Source organism: Limosilactobacillus avium (genome assembly GCF_947381485.1).
Classification (GTDB): Bacteria; Bacillota; Bacilli; order Lactobacillales; family Lactobacillaceae; genus Limosilactobacillus; species Limosilactobacillus avium.
Map to the genome: position 1 here is coordinate 48,195 of NZ_CANCWN010000004.1, position 25,082 is coordinate 73,276.

Annotated in this window: 26 protein-coding genes and 1 pseudogene; 10 read left to right on the forward strand and 17 right to left on the reverse strand. The window is 48.3% G+C overall.

The annotated features are described in order from the left end of the window. Window positions 1–10: 10 nt before the first annotated feature. Window positions 11–628, forward strand: a complete 618-nt coding sequence (locus QOS01_RS02450; protein WP_283620951.1) for a TetR/AcrR family transcriptional regulator — start codon at window positions 11–13, stop codon at window positions 626–628. Between the two features lie 62 nt (window positions 629–690). On the opposite strand, the gene QOS01_RS02455 is transcribed toward QOS01_RS02450, so the two are convergent. Genes QOS01_RS02455 through QOS01_RS02470 form a run of 4 tightly spaced genes read right to left on the reverse strand, consistent with a single transcriptional unit; the run spans window position 691 to window position 2,904 of the window. Next, the gene (locus tag QOS01_RS02455; protein WP_283620952.1) at window positions 691–1,215 is read right to left on the reverse strand and encodes a DapH/DapD/GlmU-related protein; all 525 of its coding nucleotides are present in this window, start codon (window positions 1,213–1,215) and stop codon (window positions 691–693) included. Window positions 1,216–1,217: 2 nt separating this feature from the next. Next, window positions 1,218–1,961 (reverse strand): SDR family oxidoreductase, encoded by a 744-nt coding sequence (locus tag QOS01_RS02460; protein ID WP_283620953.1) that lies wholly within the window; start codon window positions 1,959–1,961, stop codon window positions 1,218–1,220. Between the two features lie 18 nt (window positions 1,962–1,979). After that, window positions 1,980–2,354, reverse strand: a complete 375-nt coding sequence (locus QOS01_RS02465) for a DUF2255 family protein (protein ID WP_283620954.1) — start codon at window positions 2,352–2,354, stop codon at window positions 1,980–1,982. A 13-nt stretch (window positions 2,355–2,367) separates the two neighbouring features. Next, window positions 2,368–2,904 carry a flavodoxin family protein gene (locus tag QOS01_RS02470; RefSeq protein ID WP_283620955.1) on the reverse strand — a complete coding sequence of 179 codons (537 nt, stop codon included), beginning with the start codon at window positions 2,902–2,904 and terminating at the stop codon, window positions 2,368–2,370. Window positions 2,905–3,021: 117 nt separating this feature from the next. Here QOS01_RS02470 and QOS01_RS02475 point away from each other — a divergent pair, with 117 nt between their 5' ends. Further along, window positions 3,022–3,885, forward strand: coding sequence for a LysR family transcriptional regulator (locus tag QOS01_RS02475; RefSeq protein WP_283620956.1), 864 nt, complete (start codon window positions 3,022–3,024; stop codon window positions 3,883–3,885). 78 nt (window positions 3,886–3,963) lie between these two features. Beyond that, entirely contained in the window at window positions 3,964–4,356 is a 393-nt protein-coding gene (locus QOS01_RS02480; protein WP_283620957.1) for a VOC family protein, read from the forward strand. Between the two features lie 45 nt (window positions 4,357–4,401). Here QOS01_RS02480 and QOS01_RS02485 read toward each other — a convergent pair whose 3' ends face one another. After that, window positions 4,402–5,235, reverse strand: coding sequence for a YdcF family protein (locus QOS01_RS02485; protein ID WP_283620958.1), 834 nt, complete (start codon window positions 5,233–5,235; stop codon window positions 4,402–4,404). Between the two features lie 12 nt (window positions 5,236–5,247). Further along, entirely contained in the window at window positions 5,248–6,972 is a 1,725-nt protein-coding gene (locus QOS01_RS02490; protein ID WP_283620959.1) for an ABC1 kinase family protein, read from the reverse strand. A 129-nt stretch (window positions 6,973–7,101) separates the two neighbouring features. Between QOS01_RS02490 and QOS01_RS02495 the strand changes: the two genes are divergently transcribed. Then, window positions 7,102–8,466 carry a hemolysin family protein gene (locus tag QOS01_RS02495; protein ID WP_283620960.1) on the forward strand — a complete coding sequence of 455 codons (1,365 nt, stop codon included), beginning with the start codon at window positions 7,102–7,104 and terminating at the stop codon, window positions 8,464–8,466. Between the two features lie 105 nt (window positions 8,467–8,571). Here the strand turns inward: QOS01_RS02495 and acpS are convergent, their stop codons facing one another. Together acpS and QOS01_RS02505 are read right to left on the reverse strand one after the other, a co-directional pair. Continuing rightward, window positions 8,572–8,949: a holo-ACP synthase gene (gene acpS / locus QOS01_RS02500; protein ID WP_283620961.1), complete on the reverse strand. Its 378-nt coding sequence runs from the start codon at window positions 8,947–8,949 to the stop codon at window positions 8,572–8,574. Window positions 8,950–8,959: 10 nt separating this feature from the next. Further along, window positions 8,960–9,388, reverse strand: coding sequence for a CopY/TcrY family copper transport repressor (locus tag QOS01_RS02505; RefSeq protein WP_283620962.1), 429 nt, complete (start codon window positions 9,386–9,388; stop codon window positions 8,960–8,962). A 155-nt stretch (window positions 9,389–9,543) separates the two neighbouring features. On the opposite strand from QOS01_RS02505, the gene QOS01_RS02510 reads away from it, so the two are divergent. Further along, on the forward strand, window positions 9,544–10,923 hold the full coding sequence (locus QOS01_RS02510) for a DHA2 family efflux MFS transporter permease subunit (RefSeq protein ID WP_283620963.1): 1,380 nt from the start codon (window positions 9,544–9,546) through the stop codon (window positions 10,921–10,923). An 87-nt stretch (window positions 10,924–11,010) separates the two neighbouring features. On the opposite strand, the gene QOS01_RS02515 is transcribed toward QOS01_RS02510, so the two are convergent. Then, window positions 11,011–12,384, reverse strand: coding sequence for an MFS transporter (locus QOS01_RS02515; protein WP_283620964.1), 1,374 nt, complete (start codon window positions 12,382–12,384; stop codon window positions 11,011–11,013). Between the two features lie 22 nt (window positions 12,385–12,406). Further along, a complete protein-coding gene (locus QOS01_RS02520) occupies window positions 12,407–14,464 on the reverse strand; it encodes a glycoside hydrolase family 31 protein (protein WP_283620965.1) in 2,058 nt (685 codons plus the stop codon). A 247-nt stretch (window positions 14,465–14,711) separates the two neighbouring features. On the opposite strand from QOS01_RS02520, the gene QOS01_RS02525 reads away from it, so the two are divergent. Both QOS01_RS02525 and QOS01_RS02530 read left to right on the forward strand, forming a co-directional pair. Then, window positions 14,712–15,488: a helix-turn-helix transcriptional regulator gene (locus QOS01_RS02525; RefSeq protein ID WP_326521094.1), complete on the forward strand. Its 777-nt coding sequence runs from the start codon at window positions 14,712–14,714 to the stop codon at window positions 15,486–15,488. 337 nt (window positions 15,489–15,825) lie between these two features. Beyond that, window positions 15,826–16,980, forward strand: a complete 1,155-nt coding sequence (locus QOS01_RS02530) for an MFS transporter (protein WP_283620966.1) — start codon at window positions 15,826–15,828, stop codon at window positions 16,978–16,980. Window positions 16,981–17,026: 46 nt separating this feature from the next. On the opposite strand, the gene QOS01_RS02535 is transcribed toward QOS01_RS02530, so the two are convergent. Continuing rightward, window positions 17,027–17,941, reverse strand: coding sequence for an aldo/keto reductase (locus QOS01_RS02535; protein ID WP_283620967.1), 915 nt, complete (start codon window positions 17,939–17,941; stop codon window positions 17,027–17,029). Window positions 17,942–17,995: 54 nt separating this feature from the next. On the opposite strand from QOS01_RS02535, the gene QOS01_RS02540 reads away from it, so the two are divergent. Beyond that, window positions 17,996–19,048, forward strand: coding sequence for a dipeptide epimerase (locus tag QOS01_RS02540; RefSeq protein ID WP_283620968.1), 1,053 nt, complete (start codon window positions 17,996–17,998; stop codon window positions 19,046–19,048). 98 nt (window positions 19,049–19,146) lie between these two features. Here QOS01_RS02540 and guaD read toward each other — a convergent pair. The 5 genes and pseudogenes from guaD to QOS01_RS02565 all read right to left on the reverse strand — a co-directional run bounded on the left by guaD (window position 19,147) and on the right by QOS01_RS02565 (window position 22,629). Beyond that, window positions 19,147–20,484: pseudogene (gene guaD / locus QOS01_RS02545) on the reverse strand (guanine deaminase). Window positions 20,485–20,610: 126 nt separating this feature from the next. Continuing rightward, on the reverse strand, window positions 20,611–21,186 hold the full coding sequence (locus tag QOS01_RS02550) for a L,D-transpeptidase (RefSeq protein ID WP_283620969.1): 576 nt from the start codon (window positions 21,184–21,186) through the stop codon (window positions 20,611–20,613). 115 nt (window positions 21,187–21,301) lie between these two features. Further along, window positions 21,302–21,628 carry a carboxymuconolactone decarboxylase family protein gene (locus QOS01_RS02555; RefSeq protein WP_283620970.1) on the reverse strand — a complete coding sequence of 109 codons (327 nt, stop codon included), beginning with the start codon at window positions 21,626–21,628 and terminating at the stop codon, window positions 21,302–21,304. A gap of 12 nt (window positions 21,629–21,640) precedes the next feature. Further along, window positions 21,641–22,057 (reverse strand): cupin domain-containing protein, encoded by a 417-nt coding sequence (locus tag QOS01_RS02560; protein WP_283620971.1) that lies wholly within the window; start codon window positions 22,055–22,057, stop codon window positions 21,641–21,643. A gap of 95 nt (window positions 22,058–22,152) precedes the next feature. Next, complete coding sequence (locus QOS01_RS02565; protein WP_283620972.1) at window positions 22,153–22,629, reverse strand: flavodoxin family protein; 477 nt, start codon at window positions 22,627–22,629, stop codon at window positions 22,153–22,155. Window positions 22,630–22,684: 55 nt separating this feature from the next. Between QOS01_RS02565 and QOS01_RS02570 the strand changes: the two genes are divergently transcribed. Continuing rightward, window positions 22,685–23,563: a LysR family transcriptional regulator gene (locus QOS01_RS02570; protein ID WP_283620973.1), complete on the forward strand. Its 879-nt coding sequence runs from the start codon at window positions 22,685–22,687 to the stop codon at window positions 23,561–23,563. 47 nt (window positions 23,564–23,610) lie between these two features. On the opposite strand, the gene QOS01_RS02575 is transcribed toward QOS01_RS02570, so the two are convergent. Further along, on the reverse strand, window positions 23,611–24,132 hold the full coding sequence (locus QOS01_RS02575) for a GNAT family N-acetyltransferase (protein ID WP_283620974.1): 522 nt from the start codon (window positions 24,130–24,132) through the stop codon (window positions 23,611–23,613). A gap of 125 nt (window positions 24,133–24,257) precedes the next feature. Here QOS01_RS02575 and QOS01_RS02580 point away from each other — a divergent pair, with 125 nt between their 5' ends. Beyond that, window positions 24,258–25,079 (forward strand): alpha/beta hydrolase, encoded by an 822-nt coding sequence (locus QOS01_RS02580; RefSeq protein WP_283621012.1) that lies wholly within the window; start codon window positions 24,258–24,260, stop codon window positions 25,077–25,079. The last annotated feature ends 3 nt before the right edge of the window (window positions 25,080–25,082 follow it).

The window sequence follows — 25,082 nt, forward strand, 5'->3', positions numbered from 1 at the left end:
GGTGAATAGAATGGCAGAAGTATTAACAAACTACGCCGCCGAGCTTGATGACGCCAAGATGCCGGCCGGCAAAAAGAAGGTCTTGAAGACTGCCCTGAAGTTATTTTCCAGCAACGGTTTTCACGCCACCACGACTGCGCAGATTGCCAAACGGGCCGGGGCCAGTGAAGGGACTATCTACAAGTATTTCTCTTCAAAAGACGACCTCCTCGCCAAGCTTCTCCGTCCGGTAATTGCGGAAATTAAGGGGAACTTCTTTGGGCAGCTTAGTGGTTTCGCTAACTTGGAACAACTGGTTGAATTCGTGGTGAACAACCGCCTCCAGTTTATCGCCGCTAATTTTGACTTTGTCCGCCTGATTGCCCAGGAGGCCCTCACTGGCAATCTGCCACCCGAACTATACTCGGGGATGGTAACCGGTCCAAACGGCTTTCTTATTCAAATGACGAAAATTCAAGAATCTTTTCCGGAAGTTAATCAGGAATTAACGCCACTTCAAATTGCCCGGATCTTCATCGGGCCTGTCCTAACCTACGCCTTGCAAACCCAGCTCTTTAAGGCCCCCGGCAGTCAGGCCGACTTGGCCCTCATTCAAAGGCAAATCATTGCCTGCTTAACGCTTAAATAGGTTGGTTTAAAGGCAAAATGCTCCGGCAACTGTCCTAATTGCAGTTGCTGGAGCATTTTCACTTATTCTTTAATTTTTCGAATTACCTTCGCGGGAACGCCAACTACGACCGTGTTAGCTGGAACGTCCTTAGTGACGACCGCCCCGGCACCGACCACGGCATTTTCACCAACCGTGACCCCGGGCAGAATTTTGGCATCGGCGCCAATCCAGGCATTTTTCCTTACCCGCACCGGTTGTAGTTCCATTTCATGACGGAAGTGCGGATCAATCGGGTGGTTAGTACTAATCAGCTTTGCGCCGGGGCCAATTAGTACATCATCTTCAACGTAGACCCCACCGAGGTCTGAGAAGGTCGCTCCTGTGTTAATAAAGATACGCTTACCCAGGTGCGTATTAAAGCCATTATCGGTGAAGAAGGGCAACCGAATTTCCGTTGACGGATCAAGCGGTTCACCCATGATTTCACTCATCAATTGGTGAATCTCGGCGTCGCTATGTACGCCAGTATTGAGTTCCTGAATCAAGGGTTTATTCTTGGCAATTAGCCGTTTTTGTGAATTTGTTAACGTAACGCGTTCAACCATCTTTACCACTCCTGGTTCAGTGGAGCAATTGTCAAATCTTGGATATCGGTCCCTGTAGGTGCATCAACCGCATATTCGACAGCTTTTGCCACTTCATCAGCCGGTAACTCCGTTTGGGCACGTACTGCCATTTCACCCTTCTGGATATCTGCATCGGCGATTCCACTAATCAGGTTAGAATGGACAGCCGCCGGGTAAATCGTGGTTGTCTTAATATTGGCCTTATCCTGGGCTGCTTCCAAGCGCAGGGTTGCCATGATTTCCCGTACCGCCCACTTACTTGCACAGTAGGGAGCGTAACCGGCATATGTCTTCAGACCAGCAACCGATGATGTTGCGATCACTTGACCATAGCCTTGTTTCTTAAAGACTGGTAAGACCGCCGCAATTCCGTAAAGGACCCCTTTTAGGTTAACATCAATCGTCCGGTCCCAATCATCAACCTTTAGTTCCGCTAACCGTGAACTAGGCATGATCCCCGCGTTAAGAAAAATAGCATCAACTCGGCCAAACTGTTCCACTGCGTATTCCACCAGGTCCTGGTTATTTGACCGATTAGTAACATCGGTCACCCGGTAGGTGGCCTGGCCACCATTATCCTTAATTTCGGCTGCAAGTTGACGTAGCTTATCCTCATGGCGCGCTCCGAGGACCAGCTTAGCTCCCGCCGCTGCCAGCCGTTTAACCGTAGCGGCCCCGATACCAGAAGAGGCGCCTGTAATTACGATTACTTTTCCTTTAATCATTGGCAACAACCTCCTTTTTTAGTTCTTTACCAGTTCAACGGTCGCTGCGGCAACATCGTCAGAAACCATCAGGTCAATCGGGTACTGGCCGTTATACTTAGCCTGATATGCAGCAGTAACGTTCTTAATCGTGGCCGAATCGCTCAGTGGGACGTACTTGACACTATAATTTTGCCCGTCAATGCCAACCTGGCCACCGTTTTTAACGCCAGCTACGTACCACTTCGTCTTAGTCGTCCCCTTAGCACCACGAATGTAGAGCTTGCCGTCAACCGTGACTTCCCATACCGGGTTGTCCTCCTCAAATGTCTGTTGGTCATCATTAAAAGGCCGGTTCTGTAGCGTCTGCACCCGGTTAAGGGTGGCGATTTCATCCTTCGTCCATTCTGTCATTTTGAGTTCCTCCTCACTTAATCTTCTTACCAATTTCATATGCTTGTTGGGCAAACCGACTGAGTTTACTTTGGTTCCATGAATCGTCCGCGTAGACGTCACCCAAGCTTGGCCAGCGCATGTACTTCTGTAACTTTTGCATGTGGAGTTTGATTGCGCCCAAGTCATCCTGGGTACCATAGCCACTGACCAAGACAACCGAGTGCTTGTCCTTGAGTTCATGGTTGTAGTTATAGAAACGGTCAATTACCGTCTTGAGTTGGGCGTTAATACCAAAGTAGTAGAGGGATGAAACCAGTACTACAACGTCAGCCTTAATTAGGTGGGGAATCACCTCTTCTTCGACCAGGTCATGATCAGTGATTCCTACTTCCATCCCCGGTTCCTTCTTCAGTTGTAAGAAGTGCGGCTCACCATTACCTTGGAGACCAGCGTCAAAACGGTAAATGTCATTGCCAGCTACCTTAGCGCCCTTTTCAAAGGCGTCGGCCAGCTGCTTTGAAGTTCCTGGGTTGTGAGGACTACCAGTTAAAATTACGATCTTTGCCATCATTCTTCCTCCTCATCAATTAATTTTCATGATTAATTATATGGTGCTCTTTCCTGTTTGAAAATTACTTCTCTATCATGGTAGTATAAGCGTAACTTATACTAAGGAGGGTACGTTATGATTGATAATTACTTACTAGAGGGCCTGGTTGCCTTCGCCAAGGCGGGCACGCTCGCCAAAGCGGCGGCACAGTTATCAGTCACCCAGCCAGCCCTGACCAGGTCAATGAAAAAGATTGAAGATGAATTGGGCGTCCCTCTCTTCAACCGCCAGCCCAACCGGATCAGCCTTAATGAAACCGGAAAGTTTGCGGCAGCTGAAGCAAAAAAGCTGCTTTGGACAAACCAGGCCTACGGAATAAAGGTCCAAAACTTTGCCCAGAGTCACGCCAAAATCAAGTTGGCGGCTGACGCCCCCGGCCCCTTGATCATTGCCCGGGCAGTCAAAGCCCCAAACGTCCTCATCCATGATGCCTTTATCAAAGACCGGTTTGCCGATCTCCTGAAAAGTGGGCAGTTCTCCCTCCTCCTCTTAAATCACTGCTTATCTGGGGAAGATTTCTCGTCAACTTACCTGGGGACCGAAAGTCTTGCCATCAACGTACCAGCTGATTCGCCCTTTGCGAAAGTGGACCAGCTCTCCTTTACCGATATGAAGGGAACAACCTTCCTCGTCGGTAAGAACGTTGGCTTTTGGGGCCAGCTCTTTGAAGATGAGATTCCAAACGGACGCTTCATTTACCAAGACGACTCGGCAGAATACAGTGAGCTCCTCGCCCACTCCAGCTTCCCCTTCTTCTCAACCAACCTGACAGTCCTCGATAAGCTTTGGGGGGCGGACCTGCCCAAAAACCGGGTGACGGTTCCCTTCACAGACCCAGTTGCCCACCAGCAGTTTTATGCCAACTATTTGGCCACTGATCGTCAGCGACTCACGCCCTTAATAGGCAAACTGCAGGATGTCTGGGCAACCGTTGACTAACATCGGTAAAAAGCGGATTTCAGCCGATATTCCTGTTATAATATAGGCAAAAAATTTGGAAAAGAGGTACTTTAATCCATGAAAATGCGCAGAATCGACCATATTGTCCTCACGGTCAGTGATCTGGAAGAATCAATGCGCTTCTACCATGAAGTCTTTGACATGCCCGTTATCGACCAACAGAGTAATGACCACTTAATCACCCTCCGGTGCGGCCACCAACTGATTCGTCTCCAGAAGGCGGACCGACCGACCAAACTAAAGGCGGCTAAGCCAACCGTGGGGACCGCTGACCTCTGCATGGTCGCCGGCGACAAGTTGGAAGACATCATCCACCACCTCAAGAGCTACTACGTCGACGTCATCGAAGGGCCAGTAGAAAAGCACGGGTCCGAGGGGGCAATGACCTCACTGTACGTCCATGACCCGGATAATAACCTGATTGAGATTAGTGTTTACAAGAACAAATAAAGTAAAAGAGCAGCGATTGCTTCAACGATCGCTGCTCTTTTTTTATCAAATTATTTCCACAAGAATCAAGGCTACTACTAAAATAAGGATGGCCATCTTGCGGTGGTCCCGAATGTTGCCAAGAAAGTCGCGGACAACTGTCAACGGCAGGTAGGGACCCGGTGTCCGGGCACTGACCCAGTTCAAAGTTAAACCGAGCCGGCGACCGTAGCTGGCCGCCCGCAAAACATGGAAAGAGCTCGTCACCACGACGATTTTAGGGGCCCGGTGCGCCTGCCAGCGCTGCTCAATCAGGGTCAGGCAGTTTTCGAGGTTCTGCCAGGTATTCATTGCCCGCTTTTCCAGGAGAATTTTACTAGTGGGCACCCCTACCCCTTGTAAGTACCGGCCCATCGCGACCGCTTCGGCCACCTGGTCACCGTGGGCCACCCCACCGGTTACAATGATCAGGGCATCCGGATTTGCCTTCCACAGTTCAGCGGCCCGGTCTAAGCGCGCCGCCAGCACCGGTGGAACCTTTCCCCTATTAAGTGCCGCGCCCAAAACAATCAGAAAGTCAAAGTGGTCCGGAATTGGGACAAATCTCATCGACCAGGTGACCAGGATGAAGATAATCAGCGCCCCGGTGGTCAGACTATCCGTCACCACTGCCAGGAGCCAGGCCTGACGGACGAAGCCGCCCAGGGATTGCCGACCGAAGAACCATAATATTGGCAGACAGCCAAGCAGGTTGGCGCCCATTAAGAAGGCCGTCCAGAAGTTATACTTCAAGATTGCCCCGCGGTTCTTAAAGCGGAGGATCAGGATCAGGTAGATTGTGATGGCCCAGGTTAAAGCCGTCAGAATGGCCGTTAATAAGGCCGCAATGTTGGTATCCATCATGACCATCCCCTACTTATTCTGGTTCCGCCAGTGGCGAAAGCGGTGAACCAGTTCACTCAGGACCAGGATCACAATGACCGCAATCGAAATGGCGTACCCCATTACCCCGAGGTGGTAGATGTGGGGATGTTGGGTACTATTTTCCACCAGTAAGGAGGAACCCAGGATAACGGCTGCTAAAATAATGACAATCAAGAAGCGGTTAGTGATCCGCTCCACCTGCTTAACCAACCGTTCCTGCCCCTGATAACGCAGTTTGAACTCAATATCACCATTGTTGATGGTATCGAGGGCCGTATCGACCTTTTCGGGGAGCTGGCTGACGGATTCCAGCGTTACCAGGCTCTTGAAAAGGCCGTCATCAACCAGGTCACGGGCACGCAACTTTCGTTTTAGGTAGGCAAGCCCAAACGGCCGGGCAACTGCCATCATCGAAATATCAGGGTCGAGCTTGGCTACTGTTGACTCAAGCGTTCCAAAGGCCTTGACGAGGAGGGTGACTTCGGGCTTGATCTGCAGATTATTATCCTGACAGAGCTGAATAACCCGGTAAAGCATGTTTGCAAAATCAATCTGTCCTAACCCCTGGGCCATGTAGGGACGGAGAAAACTACCTAATTCCCTGGTGAAACGCTGCTCATTTACTTCCCCGACCTGGTTACAAATTCCCAGGATGGCCTCCGCAATCCGGTGACCATTTTTGCTGGTCAGGGCCAAAATCACCTCCGCAATGCCGTCTGCCATGACGGGGGTCAAGCGCCCCATCATGCCAAAGTCTAGGTAAACCAGGCGGTACGGCGGTAACTCCTCTTGTCGCTGATAGCGCACACTAGCGGCACCCCACCGCTTAGCCAGCTCTTTGGTCGTTTGCCGCTCACCAGCCTGCCCCTTGGCAAAAAGAATGTTGCCGGGGTGGGGGTCAGCGTGGAAGAAGCGGTCAACAAAGACCTGTTTCATAAAGTTCCGCACCAAACATTTCGCCAGGTACTTATTTTCCTTAACGACTTTCTCATCATCATCGTGGCCGAAACGGGTCCGAATGCTTTTCCCGACCATCGCCTGGTTGACCAGCACTTGAGGTGCGCAGTAGTCGCGATAAACCTTGGGAACCATAATAATACCGTCCCCGTTGTTAAGACGGTAGAACTCCTCCCCGTTTTGAACCTCATTCATCGTGTTGATCTCGCTTAACAGGGAGGCACTTAATTCATCAAGGGTCTTATCGAGGTCAACCACCATCTTGCCGGTCGGGACGTACTTAAACAGCTTAATTGCTTGGCGGAGCAGTGCCAGGTCGGTATTGACTAATTGGGTGACCGCTGGGTGTTGAACCTTCACCACCACCGGCGTCCCATCCTTCAGCTTGGCATGGTGGACCTGACCAATCGAGGCTGACGCAAACGGCTTTTCCTCAAATTCCGCAAAGACATCACCAATCTGTTTTCCGGTCGCCGCTGCGAACGTTTGCTGAACACTGGCAAACGGGTCGGCCTTAACCTGGTCCTGCAGTTGGTGAAAGGTTTTAATATAGGCCGGTGAAACAAGGTCGGGCCGCGTTGAAAGAATCTGTCCCAACTTGATAAAAGTTGGGCCCAGCTCCTGCAAGGCCGCACAAATTTCTTCAGGTGCCTCCTGGCGGTAGAAGTTTGAAAGAAAATGGTGTTTACGCATCACGGTCATAATTTCTTTTAGCCGGGCACTTCTTTTAACAGTCTGTCCCTGGTCATTACTCATTCGGTTCGCCCCCACAGATTAATTATTACAATTTTACCGCACTTTTTTATCAAATAGTTGGTCACCCAAAAAGTAAATTGATACAATAGATGTGAAATTAGAAATGAAAGCCTAGGTGAAGTATTTAATATGGATGCACTATGGTCATCTTATTGGTTTAGATTAGTTGTAATTATTTTGATTCTTCTTCTGGCCGCCCTCTTTACGCTGCTGGAATACTCAGTTGTTAAGGTCCGGCCAAGTGAGTTGGCGGAACTTCGTCAGACCCGAAAAGTCAAGCGGGCCATCCACATGGTTAACAACCTGAACGAGTACCTATCGACCGCCCAGGTTGGGGTTACCATGACCTCCTTGATTTTAGGGTGGATTGGTGACGAATTCATTACTGACCTCTTGTTAAAGATTCACTTGATTCCCGAAGACGTGTTGAAGCCGCTGGCCCCGGTTATCGGTGTCCTGATCTTCACCTTCTTCCACGCCGTCTTTACCGATCTGGTACCAAAGAACATGGCGATTGACCGGCCGGTGCCCATCCTGCTGGCAATTGTCCACCCCGTCCAGTTCTTCCACACGATCTTTTACCCATTTGTATGGTTGTTCGCGGTTGCCGCTGCGGGAATTACTAAGCTGCTTGGCTTTAACGTCCAGCCAGAGGAAGATACCTACTCCCAAAACGAAATCGTCACCCTTTCGCGGCAATCCGAAAAGGCCGGTGAAATGGACAAGGAAGACGTCCTCTTCATGCAGCGGGCCTTTGAAATGAACGACAAGGTCGCCGAAGACATTATGATTGACCGGACCCAACTGGCGGTCATTGATATCCAGGCCTCGATTGAGGACGCCGCTAAGCTGTACTTTGAAAAGAAGTTTACCCGGGTCCCCGTTGTTGCCAATAACGATAAGGACCACATCTTAGGGTACATTTTCTCCTACGATGTGATGCGGCAAAACCAAATCAACTCCCAGCAGTCAATTCGGACAATCATGCGGCGGATCCCCATCGTCTATGAGAACGAACCGATCACCAGTGTCCTGCAAACCATGGTTAAGAAGCAGGTCCCAATCGTTGTGGTTCAGGACGAATACGGTGGTACCTCTGGGATCATCACCGATAAGGATATCTACGAAGAGCTCTTTGGGACCGTGGGAGAAGAAATCGATCACGCTACCTCAGACATGATCGAGAAGAAGGACCCGGACGCTAAGGGGAACCCAACCTACGAAGTATCGGGAAAGATGCCACTCGACGACTTTGAACGATACTTCCACACCAAGATTGCCCAGTTCGAAAAGTCAGAAGTCACGACCCTAACTGGTTTCTTCCTGGAACGCCAGTATGACTTAAAAGTCGGCCAACCAATTCGGGTTGACAACTTCTCATTCACGCCTTTAGACCTGCAGAACTCCTACGTGAAGAAGTTTAAGGTCGTCTACATCAAACCGAAGAAGAAGGATAAGGACGACGACCAGGATGACGACAAAAAGGAAAAGTAAGCTTGAATAGCAAAATGACGCAGACGTTGCCGGATTGATTTTGACTTCGGCACCCAACTATAAAAGGCCTCCAGCTCGACTGAAGGCCTTTTTATGTAGCAGGACTCATGCAACTGTTCCACCGTTTTCAGTTGTTTCCAGTATTATTTCCGTCATTACCAACTCGCTGGTATGGCTGACCGAGGCGTGGACCGCCCCGTTGAATGGTGACTTGGTGACTACCGGCGCGCCGAGCTGGTTATCCAGAATCTCGATATCTTGAAAACCGACCGCTTTTCCAATTCCGGTTCCCCAGGCTTTGGAAAACGACTCCTTTAATGACCACCGTCCGGCGAGGTACTCGTTGGCTCGCTGCCCAGTAAAGTGCTGGTACTGGGCAATTTCTTTGGAGGTTAAGATTCTTTGAACGTACTGGGGATGCTCTGCCGCCAGGTGAGCAACCCGTGATATCTCCGTTAGGTCAATGCCTAAACCCTTTATCATCCTGCGCCCCCTAACAGTTCATCGGTCGGCCCGGCACACAGTTACACTGAACCTGGTCTGGTGCGGTTGCCAGCTTCTTATCCAACGTTGCTTGCAAGTTTTTGATATCAGTCTTGCTCAACTCCACCTGGTTTAAGACATGGTTAAGCGTCCGGCCAACCCGGCGCTCGCAGATATTTTGAAACAGGTCGTCCGCTGCCTGACACATTGTCTCCTGCTCGGCAACTGCCGGATGGTAAATAAAGGCCCGGCCCCGCCGTGTCGTCGTCAGGGCACCCTTAGTGACTAGCCGGTGAAGGAGAGTCTTAATTGTCGCCGCCTTCCAGTCCACCTTTCGCTGGAGGATTTCCGTAACCTCCCGACTGGTCGTCTCGTCCAGGGTCCAAACGATCCGCATTACCCGCCACTCGGCCGGTGTAATTTGTAAATCCTTTGCCATGCACTTCACTCCCTATTGTTTACATATGTAGATATATTAATCTTAGCATCTTTTGATCCTTTTCGAAAGTATACCGATGGCCAATTGACATTCAGCGGAGTCTTGTTACACTTAACTACTGTTAATCTTTAGCTTAAGGAGTATTTTATTATTAAATGAAAGATCAACGTATTAGTCGAGCCCTTGTCATCATGGTCTTCGGGACCTTCTTCGGCCTCTTTTGTTCCACTTTGATGAACATCGCGATTCCGACCTTCATGAACGTCTTCCACATCTCGGAAGGACGGGTCCAGTGGGTAATTAACGGCTACATGCTAGTCAATGCCCTGATGATCCCGGTCAGTTCCTACCTCATCAAGCGCTTTTCCTTCCGTCATCTCTTCATCCTGTTTGCGGGAATTTTCCTCCTCGGAACGATCATGGGCGCGGCGGCAATGAGCTTTACCTTCATCGTCATTGCCCGAATGGTCCAGGCAATTGGAGCGGGGATGATGATGCCCCTCGTTAACGTGCTCGCCATCCGCTATGCCAAGCCAGGGAAAAAGGGCCAAATCATGGGGATCATTGGTTTAGCCTTCAACTGTGCCCCTATCCTGGGCCCTGCCTTCTCTGGCTTCCTGTTGAATTACTTTTCCTGGCGCTACCTCTTTATCCTGATTTTGCCCTTTGCAATTGCCACGGTAATCTTGTCCTTTATTTTCTTACCGTACATCCCCCACAACGAATCACCACGCTTTAACATGGTTGGCCTGATCACCATCACGGTCGGCCTCTGGTCTCTGCTGATGGGGCTTTCCAACGTCTCCAACTACCAGCTAACCAGCTTTAATGTTGTTGGTTATATTGGGATTGGGTTAGTTGCCCTGGCCTTTTTCTACGTCAACCAGCGTCACAGTGACCATCAGTTGATCAACTTCCGTATCTTTGCCCACCGTCAATTCGTCCTGGCAACGGTAATTAACATGCTGATTACGGCCACCATGTACGGGAACACCATCCTGATTTCCCTCCTCGTCCAAGTCGTCCTGGGTAAGAGTACCGTTGTCTCGGCCATCAGTGTCCTGCCGGGGGCAATCCTCACCGGGCTACTGTCAACAACCAGTGGCCGCTTTTACGATATCTACCCAATCAAGGTCCTCGTCGGTGCCGGCCTGATTATTGACATTATCGGGACGACCTGCCAAGCAGCAATCGGGGCACGGAGCACTGTCCTGATGATTACCATTTTTCAGACGGTCCGGCAGTTTGGATTAGTGACCATGCTGATTCCCCTGCAAACGCAGGCCCTCTCCCTCTTGCCAAACGAGATTGTCCCGGACGCCGTCGCTACTTTTAACACGATGCGACAAATTGCGGCCTCGTTTGGGACGGCCTTAATCATCGCCGTGGTCGGGATCATTAATAACATCCTTCACTGTCAGTCATCCCACCTGGGAATCCAGAGTGGCTTTGCCTTCTGCCTGCTCTTTCTCCTGGTATCACTGTTCCTGAGCCAGAAGCTGTACCACAAGATTAGGAGAGCAAGTAATCAATAGAAACATGCCAGTTGAATAAAGCACCTCAAGATTGTTAGAAGTAGTTCTAACAATCTTGAGGTGCTTAAGTTTTTATATCATCATCTTTTATTCACGCGTTTTAGCTAATTCTGCTGTAATATTTTCTTCCATGTTTTCATATTTCTGATACATAAGTGCTTGAATAATAGCCAACCCATACATCAGAATTGTTACCCAGTTAAACGAAATTCCAATACCAACAAGAGCGTGAGCAGTTTGGACATGGTTAGCAACATAACCGAACGCGGACATTATTCCACCATTCAATGCACCAGCGAGCCCCATACCCATCGACATGCAGAAGGAAGAGCCAATTGTGGTTAGTAAACCGGCCGCATTAACGCCATTCTTCCATTCACCATAGTCAACTGCTGATCCTAATAATGCAAATGGTAATGAACAGGCGATTCCAGAGCCAATATTGGCAATTACCCAGCCGATGATCGCCCCAGTAATGTTAAGGTGCGCAAACATAATAATGAACTGACCAAATACGGCGGTTGCTAAGCTTAATGCCCAGATATGACTCTTTGAGAAATACTTATTCATCAATGGAATGGAAATCATCCCTAATACTTGGATGATTGCAATGGAATTAAAGAATGTTACTAAACCCTTATTATGAAAATAATAAGTAAAGTAGTAAACCATCGACTGTTGGCGACCCTGTTGGGCAATCCAAAAAAGAAAGTTACCAGTAACAATAATAAACCAAGGCCAATTTTTATTCATTGCGTGAGCACTTTGACGAAGTGTGACCCGCTGACTGTTAGGCACAATAATACGTTCCCGAATATTAGCAAATGAAAAGAGTGTACCAATAACATTTAAGGTTGCAAACACAACAATAAAGATTCGGAAACCAAGCACATCGTTACCATGACCAAATAGTGCAACTAACGGTAGTGTCAATGAGTTGACAATAAATACTCCGGCCTGGGAACCAACCATCCGCCATGAATTAAGCTTAATTCGATCAACTGGCGAAGACGTAATTAACGTCAGAATCGTTGTGATTGGAGAATTAATACCCAGGAATAAGATTCCATAGATGATATAAACTATTCCACAATAAATTGCCTTTGCTTGTGAACTCAAGTCCGGTGCCCAAAATAAGAGAATAGCACTAGCGGCATAGGGAAGTGTCAGCCAAAGGAAAAATGGCCGAGCCTTTCCATATCTAGAATGAGTCATATCTATTAACGTCCCCCATACCGGTGCACCTACCGCATCGACTACCCGGGCGACTAGAAGAATAATACCGGTTGCAGCAGCCGATAAAGCGGCAACATCAGTAAAAAAATACATTAGATAACTATTAACAATAGTTGCTACAAGTTGACCCGAAAAGTCAAAGTTAGCATAACAGAGTTTTTCTAGAGCCCCAACTTTATCTTTACTTGACCCCCAAGGATAACTTTGCTTAACTTGCTTGTCCATTTTTAAACTCCTCCTTTGAAAGCTAATTCAATATGTTAAAAGCGCTACGCAAGCTTTGATATTCAGATTTCCTAATAAATAACGGTAGTTGAGATAAATTGGGTGTAAACGAAATTGTTTGACCACCAGCCAATTTAGCACCAGTGTAAGGGTTAACCCAATCGGTACCAGCAGGGAGGTAAATATGTTGAGTTTTTCTTTCTTCTTGCGAGTACAAAACTGGCGCAACCAGGATATTCGGGCCAAATAAGTACTCATCCTCTATATTCCATGCAACTTTATCTTCAGGGAAGTCATAAAATAGGGGACGAATTACGGGTGTCCCTTTTTCGTGAGCAGCCTTCATTTGTTCGGTAATGTATGGCTTTAAATTAGCCCTTAGTGTCATATACTTCCGCATAATAGCCAGGGCTTTATCACCATACGCCCATGGTTCGGTATCACCACCAGAAGGCATCTTACCACCGCCAATATTACTCAAGGGCTTTGTATGTGGCTCACGATCGCCATGCATTCGCATAACTGGACAGAATGTTGCAAATTCAAACCAACGAATTACTAATTCACGGAAGTGTGGGTCATCGTCAATTCCGCCATGAAAACCACCGATATCTGTTGTCCACCATGGGATTCCCGCAATTCCCATATTCAGGCCAATCGCTAACTGGTTCCGTAACGAACGAAAACTTGAATCAATATCCCCAGACCAAACAAGTGCTCCAAATTTCTGACTACCTGCCCAAGCTGACCGAACTAAATTAATGATTTTTCTTTTTCCAGCAGCCTTTTGACCGTCATAAACCATTTGTGAATATTTAACTGGGTAAAGATTACCAACTTGTAAATCACTACCTCTGTAATAGCGATAATTATCAAAATCGTAAATGGTATACTCTGGTTCAGCCTCATCCAACCAAAAAAGATCTACCCCCTGATCAGAGTAATTTTTCTTTAATAACTTCCAAAGGTATTTGCGTGCTGCTGGATTGGTAAAGTCAACAAATCCATTATTTCCAAGAAAGTCCATCGTAATTGGCACGCCACGTTCAACCTGGACCAAATACCCTTTTTCTTTCATTTCAGCATAATGACTGCTTGTTTGATCAACCGTTGGCCATACAGAAACCATTAACTTAATCCCCATTTGATGAAGTTCCTTAATCATTCCAGAAGGGTTAGGCCAATATTTTTTGTCAAAGGTATATTCCCCAGATTTTGGCCAGTGGAAATAGTCAATCACAATTACACTAATTGGTAAATCACGACGTTTAAACTCACGTGCCGCTGCCAATAACTCTTCCTGCGTTCGGTAGCGAAGTTTACACTGCCAGTACCCCATGCCGTAATCAGGCATCATTGGCACCTTACCTGTTACATCGGCATACTGTTCCTCAATTTCTCGTGGTGTGTCGCCAGCGGTAATCCAATAATCCATTTCCTTGGTCGAACGTGCATGCCAGAGTGTCATATTTTTAGCGAAACTAACATCACCAATAGCTGGATTATTCCAAAGAAAACCATATCCCTGACTCGAAAGAACAAATGGGACACTTGCCTGTGAGTTACGATGTGCTAACTCTAAATGGGCTGATTTTAGATTGAGAAAATCTTGTTGGTACTGGCCCATCCCAAATAATTTTTCTTTAGGATTTGCTTCAAAGCGGATTTTCAACTCATAATCTGCACCAATTTTTGGTATGAATTCCCGTGAATCGATGTTAAGGGCACTATTAAAATGATTTACTTTTTCACTATCAACACCCGCTGACATATCTGCTATTCTATTTCGCTGATAACCACGAAGAAGTTCCTTCCCATTTTGATTAAAAAAGCTGAGATTTTTAAATTGGTCAATTTTGGCGATTAATTTTCCATTAATAATTTCCCCGCTTTGCTGGTCTGAACTGATGGTAACTGAACCATATTGATGGTTAACTGGCTCAGTTAGTGCATTGTTGTTACCTGTATATTGGGGATACTTAGTTGATCGCACTCGAAAACTATTTTTACCCCATGGTTCAACCTGTAACAGCTCATTTCCATTACGTAAACATAAACAGTGTTCTTTTTCAAAAAGCATCTTGACACCCTCAATTCTTATTATTTCGTTTGAGCAATTTTAGTGTAAGCCTTTACAAAATTGCTTGAAACTAATAAAATTAGCAAAAAGGTATACAAATATAAAGTGAGGTGCACGACTTAATGGAAAAGTATACAAATTCAATCTCAGCAAGCCATTTTCGTTTTTCAAAGCAGGTCACTACATTGCTGATGCTGGGTGGCAGCATAAGGATATTGTTAATGATTATGACTACGAATTGTTTCTCATGTTAAACGGAGCTGCATATATCAAAATTGGACAAACGAAGTATACTCTTCATCGCCATGACTGCTTACTAATTCCACCTCGTATTCGGCATGTTGGCTTTAAGAAATCCCCAAACAATACCATTTATTACTGGCTTCATTTTTTTCCGCAGGAATCCATTAGCTTTGAATATCTTCCTGAGCGTATTCATGCCGATGAAATCATAATTCCTCGCTTTTGTCACTTACATAATTTCACACGAATTACTCTCCTAATGCGTCAGTTACTTGATTCAGCAAACTCAGCTGAGGCATTACCATTAAACAGTGATTACTTCGTTTCCAGCATAGCAGCTGAGGTCAGTACGCAATACATACACGAATGTCGTAAACATCGATCAGCAAAGGATACAAGCCGATACGAGTTAATCAAGAACTGGATTAGAATTCATGCAAAGGAAAATTTGACCGTTACTAAAGTGGCCAATAACTTCAATATTTCACCAACATATTTAGCTCATCTTTTTCAGACTCATGATCAACTAACGACTGTTCGTTATATCAATCAGGTTAGGATTCAACAAGCACAAGAATTGCTGCTAACAACAGATATGGCTGTTAAGCAAATTGCACTTGAACTCCATTTTGATAATGAAAAATACTTTTATCGCGTTTTCAAACAGGTTACAGGAACAACCGCCAGTCACTACAGAAATGCGTTTAACAAAACATACCTGAACAATATTAAAGTTGACCCCATAATTCCAAAACCATCTCATAAAGATGTTCGTATTTAGTAAAAGGAGGAGGATTAATATGAAGCCATCAAAACGAGTTAATTTTTGGCTTTTTCTTTTAATTATTATTATTGTCGATGCAATTATCATTTTTTATTCCAAACTGATTTAAACAATATAAATAAAGGGATGGAAAGAATTCAATACCTTCCATCCCTTTGTTCATAAAATACTTATAACGTTTTACCTAACCGTTTATGTTATAATATCAACGGTTTAGTTCACCTTGACTAATACCGGGGTTTTAAAAGCAATATCCCCATTTTGTCCCCGTCCAAACAAAACGTGCACACTAACTGCATTAATATGCTTGAAGAAGGGATTGGATTAGTTCTTTATGAAGTATCGTTTACAAAGTATTGTATTTGTCCTCGTTGCCTTTTTGCTCGGTTGCAACGAGTTTATGGTGGTGGGGGTCATCTCAAACATCGCCAAGAGTTATCACGCCTCCCTCTCAACGGTCGGCCTGCTGGTAACCATGTTTGCTTTGACCTATGCTATCTGCACGCCAATCTTAACGACGGTCACCAGCAAGTATGACCGCTTCAAGGTCCTGATGACCCTGATGGTAATTTTCCTGTGTGGTAACACGCTGACGGCCTGCTCACCCAACCTGGTTTGTCTCTTTGCTTCCCGGATCATTACCGCAGCAGTGGCGGGAGCCATTATTTCACTGATCCTGGTCTACGTCAGTATCATTGCCCCAATTCAGAAGCGATCGATGCTTGTGGCGACGGTCTTTTCGGGCTTCAGCACCGCTACCATTATTGGGGTACCAATTGGGACAACGATTAGCACCGCCTTTTCCTGGCACGCTAGTTTTGCCCTCATCAGTGTTCTCACCTTGATTATTACGGTCCTCCTGTTTTTCCTGGTACCCCGCAATACGAAACAGGCCAAGGGATCGATTAGGCACCAGCTCCAGTTGCTGCGGGACCCCCGAATCTTTTTAGGCATCGTAATTATGGTCACCTTGATGGCGGCCGAATACACCTTCTACACTTACATTCGGCCCATCATCACCGATGTTCTCCATTACAGCACCACCCAGCTAAACTGGCTACTGGGACTGGTTGGGGTCATGTTCATCATCGGTAACACCTGCGCCGGCATTATCTCGGGCCGCTACGGAACAAGCAAGATGCCGCTGATTAGTGGTGCCTGCCTCCTGCTCCTCTTATTAATGGGACTGTCCTTTACCAACGCATTCACCGGGATCATCCTCCTGTGCGTGATTTGCCTGGTCCTCGGCATCCCCGGTTCGGTCCTCCAGGTGATGTTCTTGAACGTCGCCGACCGTGACTACCCAGAGGCGATGAACCTGGCTTCCTCACTTAACCCGATCTGCACAAACGTTGGGGTGACGGTGGGGTCATTCACCGCTTCAGTTAGTGTCAACTTCCTGGCAATTGGTGAGATTGGTTACATCGGTGCCATCTTCGCAATCATTAGTACGATCGGTTCGGTACTTCTAATTCGCCAGGATAAATAATAAGAAAATCGGCTAACGAAATAGTGCTTTCGTTAGCCGATTTTCTTTAGAATTCGTTCGGTTTAGCAATGTAGTCGTCAACCCCGTTTGGATTGCCTGACCACTTGTACTTGTCATACCAAATGGAGTGCTTCTCTTCGTCTAATTCCGCAATTGCTTCCATCTCGTCCGCCGTCAGGGTGAAGTCATCAAGGTCACGGTTAGCCCGCATCCGTTCCGCATGGCTGGACTTAGGGATAATCACGAAGCCCTGTTGCAGTTCCCACCGCAAGATAACCTGGGCCGGATTCTTACCCTTTTCCTTAGCAATCCGGTTTATTACCGGGTTAGCCAGGGCCCGACCATTCCCCAGTGGTGACCAGGCCTCGAGCTGGATTTTATTTCCCTGACAGAAGGCCACCGTGTCGGGTTGGTGAATAAAGGGGTTAAACTCGATCTGGTTGACCGCCGGCATTACCTGGGCGTGATCCATCAGGTCAGTCAGGTGGTCCACATCAAAGTTGCAAACCCCGATTGCCCTTGCCTGACCATCCTTTAGAATCCCTTCCAAGGCGCGCCAGGATTCGTTGTACTTATCGAAAACTGGCCAGTGGAGAAGGAGCAAGTCGACGTAATCGGTCTGCAGGTCCCGAAGTTGCTGGTTGAAGGCCGACCGCAGCTTGTCATAGTCACCCTGGTCACCGTTAAAGATCTTAGTGGTTAGGAAGAAGTCACCACGCTTCTTTCCTGTCTCCTTAATCGCCTCTTGCAATCCCTGACCAACGCCACTTTCGTTACCATACTGTTTGGCAGTATCAAACAGGGTATAACCATTGGCGGCAGCGGTCCTTACCAAAGCGGCGGTATCATCCGGGTTGGTTTTCCAAACGCCCATTCCAATCTGCGGCATCTCAACGCCATTGTTTAGTTTTACTGTCTTTTCCAAATTAACATCCCTCTTTCCTATCAGTAAGTATACCATTTCTCCTAAGGCGTGATATGATTATGATATTCCAAAAAGAATCGACTTGATAAAATGACAGACCAACTAGTAATCAAAAATTTTAAAACCGCAGTCATTGATGAACCCCTAAAGCGTCCCTTTGTTACCCACCTGCACAAGGTAACGGCGATCCACGCGGTCCAGGTGAAGCTGACCCTGGCCAACGGTCTAACCGGAACGGGTGCCGCCACCCCCAATGAAAAGGTAACTGGTGACACGATGAGTTCTTTGAAGGAGGCAATGGATTCCGTAATCGGGCCCCAACTGGTCGGCAAATCGCTCAACCACTTGGAAGAGTTGATGAACGACCTGGCAAGCGTAATTCGCTACAATGAACCAGCCAAGGCGGCCTTCGACATGGCCATTTATGACCTCCTGAGTCAGGTCACTAAAATGCCCCTCCCCGCCCTTCTCGGTGGTGCCAAGGAAGCGATGGAGACTGATTACACGATTAGTATCGGTAGTCAAAAGCAAATGATCGCTTCAGCCCGCGAACTGGTTGCTGAAGGCTTTACAGCGCTAAAAATCAAAATCGGCAACAGTCCCGTGACCGAAGACGTCGCCACCGTGACCGAAATTGCCGCAGCGGTCGGGCCCAAAATTTCTCTCCGCCTGGATGTTAACCAAGGATGGAGTTACAAGCAAGCGCGGCGGGCCCTGGCCATGCTAGAAGAACGGGACCTCAACATCGCCTTCGTTGAACAGCCACTGGCCGCCGACCGGATTGCGGAGACGGCCCGTTTGCGGATGCAGACGACGATCCCCATTATGTTAGACGAAAGCGTCTTTTCACCAGCCGACGCGCTCAAGGTGATCCGTGCTGACGCCGCCGACTATGTCAACATTAAGCTGATGAAGTGTGGGGGCCTCTTTCAGGCAGCCAAGATCAACGACCTCTGTGCCACGGCGGGGATTGGCTGCATGGTTGGCTGCATGATTGAATCTCAAGTCGGTCTCGCCGCTGGACTGGCTTTCGCACTGGGCCACCAAAACGTCAAGTTCATTGACCTTGACTCCTGCTTTATGGCCAAGGACTCTGCCATGACCCTAATTGGCAATGATGGGCCCAAATTGATGTTGAAGTGAGTTTAAGATAATTTTGGCGAGTGTGACAAACAAGAAAGTCCTCAGCAAGGTTGTGGTCTTGCTGAGGGCTTTTTACTGCTTTTGGTGTCGTGATTGCTTCACGCCTGGTATACTTCCCTGCCACCCACGAAGACGTGACAGATGTCTGTTTGTTCCGTCTGGTACATCAAGCGTTGGAAAATATCCGCTGTCGTCAGAGGCATCAGTGCACGGTGCATCCGGACAACCTGCAGGTCGGCGGCGTAGCCTTCCTGAATTACGCCCGCCTTTAAGTGCAGGGCCTGGGCACCACCTCGGGTCGCCAGGTAGAAGGCGTTGGCCATTGTGATCCGGGATTCTGGGACACCCCGATGCTCAGCTGGCAGGTGGTTATCAACCCCATCGGTCAACTGCTGTGACGACTTTACTGCTTGCCGGGCATTGTGGTAAAGACTTGGGGTGTACCCACCGGAGATGTCAGAGCCCAGGCCCAGTTTATTGCCCAGCTTTAGCATCTGCTTAACTGGAAGGACTCCGTTGCCAAAGTAGATATTCGAAATTGGGCAGTGGGCAATCGCCGTCCTTCTTTCTCGTAGGACCTGCCAGTCACCGGGAGTCAACTGGGTTCCGTGAGCCATGACGGCCCGGTCAGTAAGGAGACCGAAGTGGTCCATCACGGTCGTGTCGTGCTGACCGAAGCGCTCGATTGCGTAGCCGTGCTCCCAGTTGCTTTCACTAAGGTGGGACTGGACCGGTAGATCATACTGGTGGGCGAGCTGGCTCAGGCCAACCAATGCTTCATCGGTACAGCTGGGCACAAAACGCGGTGTAATCACTGGGGTAATCGTCTGCCTGGTCTGCCTTTGCATCTTCAGAACCGCTTGGATAAACTTTTCCGTTGACTGTAATGCGGCTTTAGCCGATGGATTGCGGTAATAATCAGGCGTCTGGTCCGGATTATCCATTACCACCTGACCAATAAAACCGCGTAATCCTTGACTAACGGCTTCTTTAGCGAGGGTCATATTCGCGGTGAAGTGAATTGTCCCAAACATCATTGCGGCCGTGGTCCCGTTGGCCAGCAGGGTGTGAACAAAGTCGTGATAGACCCGCTGGGCATAGGCGGGGTCGCTGAACTTAGTTTCCAGGGGAAAAGTATAGTGGTTAAGCCACTCAGCCAGGGGACGGTCAAGGGCTAGTCCTGCCTGTGGTCACTGGGGCGCGTGTACGTGGAGGTCAATGAAGCCCGGTAAGATGTATTGGTCGCTACCCAGCTCCAGAAGCCGGCCAGCCTGCCGGGCGCTTTGCAGCTGGCCAGCGTACTCCTGATCACTTGGCTGGAGGATTCGTTGAATGGCCCCATCCTGGTCAATCATAATCAGGGCGTCCTTAACTGCTTGAACGTTGTTAGGATCAGTTGCGGTGAAGTATGTTCCGCGAATTGTTAATTCTGCCATCGAAATACCCTCTTTATATTGTTTATTATAGTTTATAGCGAACTTTCATCGCTGTAAAGAGAACATTGTTCGTCATACTTTTCCGCATAAAAAAGGCACCGGTTCCGCACCGATGCTTATTTCATCCTAATTATCGGCCACCACGACTTTAGTCCCGGTCGGCAGGTCATGTTCAATCCACTTGGCATCATCAATTGACAGGCAGACACAGCCGGGTGAGCTAGGATGCTTCCCCTGTTGCTTTGCCAGACATTTGATGTAGTGGTGTTGGTCCGCTGTCGTGACAACCGAATGGAACATGTAGTTCCCGTTCCACGACAGGCAATAGTTGGCCCCTAGCCGCAAGTTCGGATTATAAACCCGGTCCATCCGGATATTGGAAGTGGTAAAGGTCCCCGTTGGCGTAGCACTAACCATCTTGTGCGTCTGGGGATCCTTTTGGTAAGCCCCCGCCGAGCTGTACATCGTGTACAAGAGCTTCTTTCCGCTATAGATGTAGGTGCGGTTGCCCTTCAGGCTAACCTTCACCCAGAGGTTGGGTCGACCATTCAGCTCGGGATAGGGAACTGTCTCGGAAGACTTGACCCAACTAATCGGCTGTCGCATGTGATTATTACTAGCGGCCGCTGTTATCCACGGCAGGGTTATACCCAGTGCAAACACCAATAGTATTAGCCAGCAATGCCGGATATGATAACTCATCCATTCTTCACTCCCTATTTTAGGCTAACACTACTAATGTACTCTTTTTACAGCCTGTTAACAACAAAAGCACTAGGTAAATAAAGTCTACCTAACACTTTTTAATCGATGTGGGTTACTTTTCAGCGCCCCAAACCTTCTTGGCAATGTTAAAGGCAGACCAGGCATTCGGCCAGCCAACGTAGAAGGCCAGTTGGGTGATGACCTCCACAATCTCTTCCTTGGTAACGCCATTGTCCTTAGCCGCCTGCATGTGGTATGGCAGCTGGGCAAAAGCCCCCTTAGTAATCAGGGCCGTGACCGTAATCATACTCCGGTCACGCGGCTTTAATTCCTTTTCCCGGGACCATACTTGGCCGAAGAGAACGTCATCGTTTAATTCCGCAAACTTGGGTGCAAAGTCACCCAGTTGGTCACGACCTGCTGTTTGTTTTTTAGCCATCGTTATCTCCTCCTACTTACTCAACTTGTTGTAGTAATCATCGTCAACCTTTTCGCACCATTCACTGGTCCCCTTTGTGATTGCAATGTGGGAGAACCAGGAGTCCTTAGTAGCACCGTGCCAGTGCTTGACTCCTTCGTGGATTGCGACCACATCACCGGGATTCAGCAGTTGGGCGGGCTTACCCTCTTCTTGGTACCAGCCTTCGCCCGCCGTGACCAGCAGAATCTGGAAGCCGTCGTGGTGGATGTGCCAGTCGTTCCGGCAACCCGGTTCGAAATTGATATTCGACACGTTAATATCGATGTTATCGTCTGGTGAAACTAAGCCATTTAAATAACTAGTCCCGATAAAATACTTGGCATAGGCAACGTTCTTGTCACCAAAACCAAACATGTCATTTTTCACTGCTTCTTCATTCTTTGCCATGTGAAGGCCTCCTTAAAGTTGTTAACTTTACTTTAGACGCTCACGGCATTAATGTGAAATACTTATTTTAATTAATGGCTAATGCTCAAATTGTATTATAATTTACGGAGCCATGACATCAGGCTGGCGGGAGAATATGCTGGTTTGGCATGGGTCAGAACATGGTAGCCGTCCAGGACCGTTAGCTTCCCGGCATGGGCGATGAAGTCCTGCTGGTAGTTACCCGTATCACTCCACCCCGTTGAGAATGGTGCCACCTTCCCCTGGTAGCCCTGCAGCTTGGTCAACAGTGCCATCACCGGTGAGGCAATCTGCCCATCCCAGACCGGTCCACCCACCAGAATATCATCATAGTAAGACAGGTCAGGAAGCTTGGTGGTGATTTCCGGAAGGCGGTTGGTCTGCCGCTGCTTCTTGTAAATTGAATCCGTCGCCTCCATGTCCTGGGGGAAAGTCTGGTCCGCCACCTTAACCTGGAGGATATCAGCGCCCGTCATTTCATGAATTTGACTGGCTAACCGGGCTGTATTACCAAATTGAGAATAGTAAAGGATTAATGCTTGCTGTGCCATCATAAATCGCCCCTTGTTGTATAATTAATTTATTAAGAATTGGAGGCCCCACTAAATGGATACCCGCGTTTTAAAGTACTTTTTAACCGTTGCTAATACTAATAATATCACGAAAGCCGCCAAGCAGCTGCACATCACCCAGCCAACCCTCTCACGGCAAATCATGGAGTTAGAAAAAGAACTCGACGTCGCCCTCTTCGACCGGACCCAGCGTCAGCTCCAGTTAACGAAGGCTGGCGTCCTATTTCAACAGCGGGCAACCACCCTCCTCCAGCTGGTCGACCAAACCAAAGATGACCTCCACCAGCAGGAAAAGGAATTGGTGGGGTCCGTTAACCTGGGTTGCGTTGTCTCCCTCGTTTCCCCCTTCATGATGAAGATGGTAAACGACTTTCAAAAGGAGTATCCGGGGGTTCGCTTTAATATTTTCGATGGTGACGGTGACGCCCTCCGTCGCCAAATTGATGAGGGCCGGCTCGACCTAGCCTGCCTGATTGAGCCCGTCGAGGCGGCCAAGTATAACTACGTCGTCCTCCCCATTAAGGAGCAGTGGGGTCTCTTGATGCGCAGTGATGATTCCCTGGCGCAAAGAACCGCCATCAGCAAGAATGACCTTTATAAGCTGCCGTTGATCCTCCCCCACCGCAACATCGTCCGGGACGAGGTCAGTGATATCTTAAAGCTCGACCAGACGAAGCTCAACTGGATGGTGACCAACAACCTCCCCAGCAACACGATTGAGTTGATCCGGTCCGGTAACTATTACGCAATTGGCATTAAGGGGATCCAGGCCTTGAGTGCGGACCCCGAAATCGCCTTTATCCCCTTCACCCCGAAGAAGGAAACTGGCCACCTCCTGATCTGGCGCAAAAACAACATGCTGGCCCCGGCGGCCGAGCGCTTCCTCCAGTTCGTGACCGAACGGAGTAACTAAAAAAGGGCCCCGCTATGAGTCATCACTAGCAGGTCCCCCTATAACAATTATTTAGTTAATTGTGCGTAAACGTATAGCACTTCGTCAGGACGGTAGTAACCATAAACTTCGCCGACCTTCTTGAAGCCATGCTTGGTAATCAAGTGTTGCATGATCTTGTTATCAATGTGGGTATCAATCCGGATGGTTTCAATATCTGTCCGGTGTTCCTTGATGTAGTCCAGGACAGAAACGAAGAGCTTTGAAGCGTACCCGTGACCGGTGTGTTTGGAGTGCACAGCAACCCGGTGAAGGACCACGTACTTATCGGTATCGATGAGCCACTTACCCTTCATCTTAGCGTAAGATTCGTCTGGTCCGTCAACAACGGCAACGTAACCAACTGTTTGGTCATCGTCAGACTGCGCAAGAATTGCCCAACCGTTTTCGATGTCCTTCTTTACCACGTCTGCGTTTGGGTAATCGCCTTGCCATTGGTCAATTCCTTGTTCGGCCAATTGGTTGCTGCCGTCCTTTAAGATATCCATGATTTGGTCGTAGTCTTCCATGGTGGCTTTCTTTAATTTCATCGTTCGTACCTTCCCTTCTCGTTATTCTGGAATGATTTTAATTTATTCCGACTAAAAAACTTTATCACACTTTGGCCTTATTTGCCAAGCGATTAACATTCAATTTAAAAGGAGTTTATAAAATGATTTTTCGTCGTAAATTTTGGCTACCACTCTTAGTAATCTTCTGTACCCTTATTTGGGCCCTTCCTGCCCACGCGGCGAAGTACGTTCAGTCAACAACGCCAACGATTTTCTTCCATGGCTACAACAGCGGCGCCCATGCCGAACAGTTCATGGTCGACGGCATTAAGCAGGCCGGGGTCAGCAAAACCAGTATCACCGCGGAGGTCGATGCTGATGGTAAGGTCACCCTGCTGGGCAATATCCCCCACAATGCAGTGAACCCCCTTGTCATGGTGAACTTTGAAAACAGCCGCAACACCGACTATACCATGCAGGGGCAGTGGGTCAAAAACGTTATTGTCAAGCTCCAGGACCGTTACCATTTCAAGAAGATTAACATCGAGGCCCACTCAATGGGCAACCTCGCCGTGATGTACTACCTCCTCCATAACGGGCAGAACCGTCACCTTCCCCAGATTCAAAAGCAGGCCGCAATGGCCGGAACCTTTGACGGGGCAATGGACTGGAACGAACCCGCCAACCTGACAATCAACCCGAAGACGGGCAAACCGTCCAAGGAAAACGCCTCCTTTAAGAAACTCCTCCCCCTGCGACGCACCTACCCCAAGCAAATCAAGGTTCTCAACCTCTACGGGGACCTCGGGAATGGCAACGACAGCCAGGTCAGCAACAACTCTAGTCGGACCCTCCGCTACCTGATCAACGGCCGGACAGCATCCTACAAGGAAGTTAAGATTACCGGGCCCAATGCTTCCCATGAGCTCCTCCACCATAACCCCCAGGTAAACCGGGTCCTCATCAAATTCTTCTGGGAAAAGTAGGCG

Coding starts and splice junctions, on each gene's coding strand:
- QOS01_RS02450 (WP_283620951.1), top strand. CDS start 11: ATGGCAGAAGTATTAACAAACTACGCCGCCGAGCTTGATGACGCCAAG.
- QOS01_RS02455 (WP_283620952.1), bottom strand. CDS start 1,215: ATGGTTGAACGCGTTACGTTAACAAATTCACAAAAACGGCTAATTGCC.
- QOS01_RS02460 (WP_283620953.1), bottom strand. CDS start 1,961: ATGATTAAAGGAAAAGTAATCGTAATTACAGGCGCCTCTTCTGGTATC.
- QOS01_RS02465 (WP_283620954.1), bottom strand. CDS start 2,354: ATGACAGAATGGACGAAGGATGAAATCGCCACCCTTAACCGGGTGCAG.
- QOS01_RS02470 (WP_283620955.1), bottom strand. CDS start 2,904: ATGGCAAAGATCGTAATTTTAACTGGTAGTCCTCACAACCCAGGAACT.
- QOS01_RS02475 (WP_283620956.1), top strand. CDS start 3,022: ATGATTGATAATTACTTACTAGAGGGCCTGGTTGCCTTCGCCAAGGCG.
- QOS01_RS02480 (WP_283620957.1), top strand. CDS start 3,964: ATGAAAATGCGCAGAATCGACCATATTGTCCTCACGGTCAGTGATCTG.
- QOS01_RS02485 (WP_283620958.1), bottom strand. CDS start 5,235: ATGGATACCAACATTGCGGCCTTATTAACGGCCATTCTGACGGCTTTA.
- QOS01_RS02490 (WP_283620959.1), bottom strand. CDS start 6,972: ATGAGTAATGACCAGGGACAGACTGTTAAAAGAAGTGCCCGGCTAAAA.
- QOS01_RS02495 (WP_283620960.1), top strand. CDS start 7,102: ATGGATGCACTATGGTCATCTTATTGGTTTAGATTAGTTGTAATTATT.
- acpS (WP_283620961.1), bottom strand. CDS start 8,949: ATGATAAAGGGTTTAGGCATTGACCTAACGGAGATATCACGGGTTGCT.
- QOS01_RS02505 (WP_283620962.1), bottom strand. CDS start 9,388: ATGGCAAAGGATTTACAAATTACACCGGCCGAGTGGCGGGTAATGCGG.
- QOS01_RS02510 (WP_283620963.1), top strand. CDS start 9,544: ATGAAAGATCAACGTATTAGTCGAGCCCTTGTCATCATGGTCTTCGGG.
- QOS01_RS02515 (WP_283620964.1), bottom strand. CDS start 12,384: ATGGACAAGCAAGTTAAGCAAAGTTATCCTTGGGGGTCAAGTAAAGAT.
- QOS01_RS02520 (WP_283620965.1), bottom strand. CDS start 14,464: ATGCTTTTTGAAAAAGAACACTGTTTATGTTTACGTAATGGAAATGAG.
- QOS01_RS02525 (WP_326521094.1), top strand. CDS start 14,712: ATGTTAAACGGAGCTGCATATATCAAAATTGGACAAACGAAGTATACT.
- QOS01_RS02530 (WP_283620966.1), top strand. CDS start 15,826: ATGAAGTATCGTTTACAAAGTATTGTATTTGTCCTCGTTGCCTTTTTG.
- QOS01_RS02535 (WP_283620967.1), bottom strand. CDS start 17,941: ATGGTATACTTACTGATAGGAAAGAGGGATGTTAATTTGGAAAAGACA.
- QOS01_RS02540 (WP_283620968.1), top strand. CDS start 17,996: ATGACAGACCAACTAGTAATCAAAAATTTTAAAACCGCAGTCATTGAT.
- QOS01_RS02550 (WP_283620969.1), bottom strand. CDS start 21,186: ATGAGTTATCATATCCGGCATTGCTGGCTAATACTATTGGTGTTTGCA.
- QOS01_RS02555 (WP_283620970.1), bottom strand. CDS start 21,628: ATGGCTAAAAAACAAACAGCAGGTCGTGACCAACTGGGTGACTTTGCA.
- QOS01_RS02560 (WP_283620971.1), bottom strand. CDS start 22,057: ATGGCAAAGAATGAAGAAGCAGTGAAAAATGACATGTTTGGTTTTGGT.
- QOS01_RS02565 (WP_283620972.1), bottom strand. CDS start 22,629: ATGGCACAGCAAGCATTAATCCTTTACTATTCTCAATTTGGTAATACA.
- QOS01_RS02570 (WP_283620973.1), top strand. CDS start 22,685: ATGGATACCCGCGTTTTAAAGTACTTTTTAACCGTTGCTAATACTAAT.
- QOS01_RS02575 (WP_283620974.1), bottom strand. CDS start 24,132: ATGAAATTAAAGAAAGCCACCATGGAAGACTACGACCAAATCATGGAT.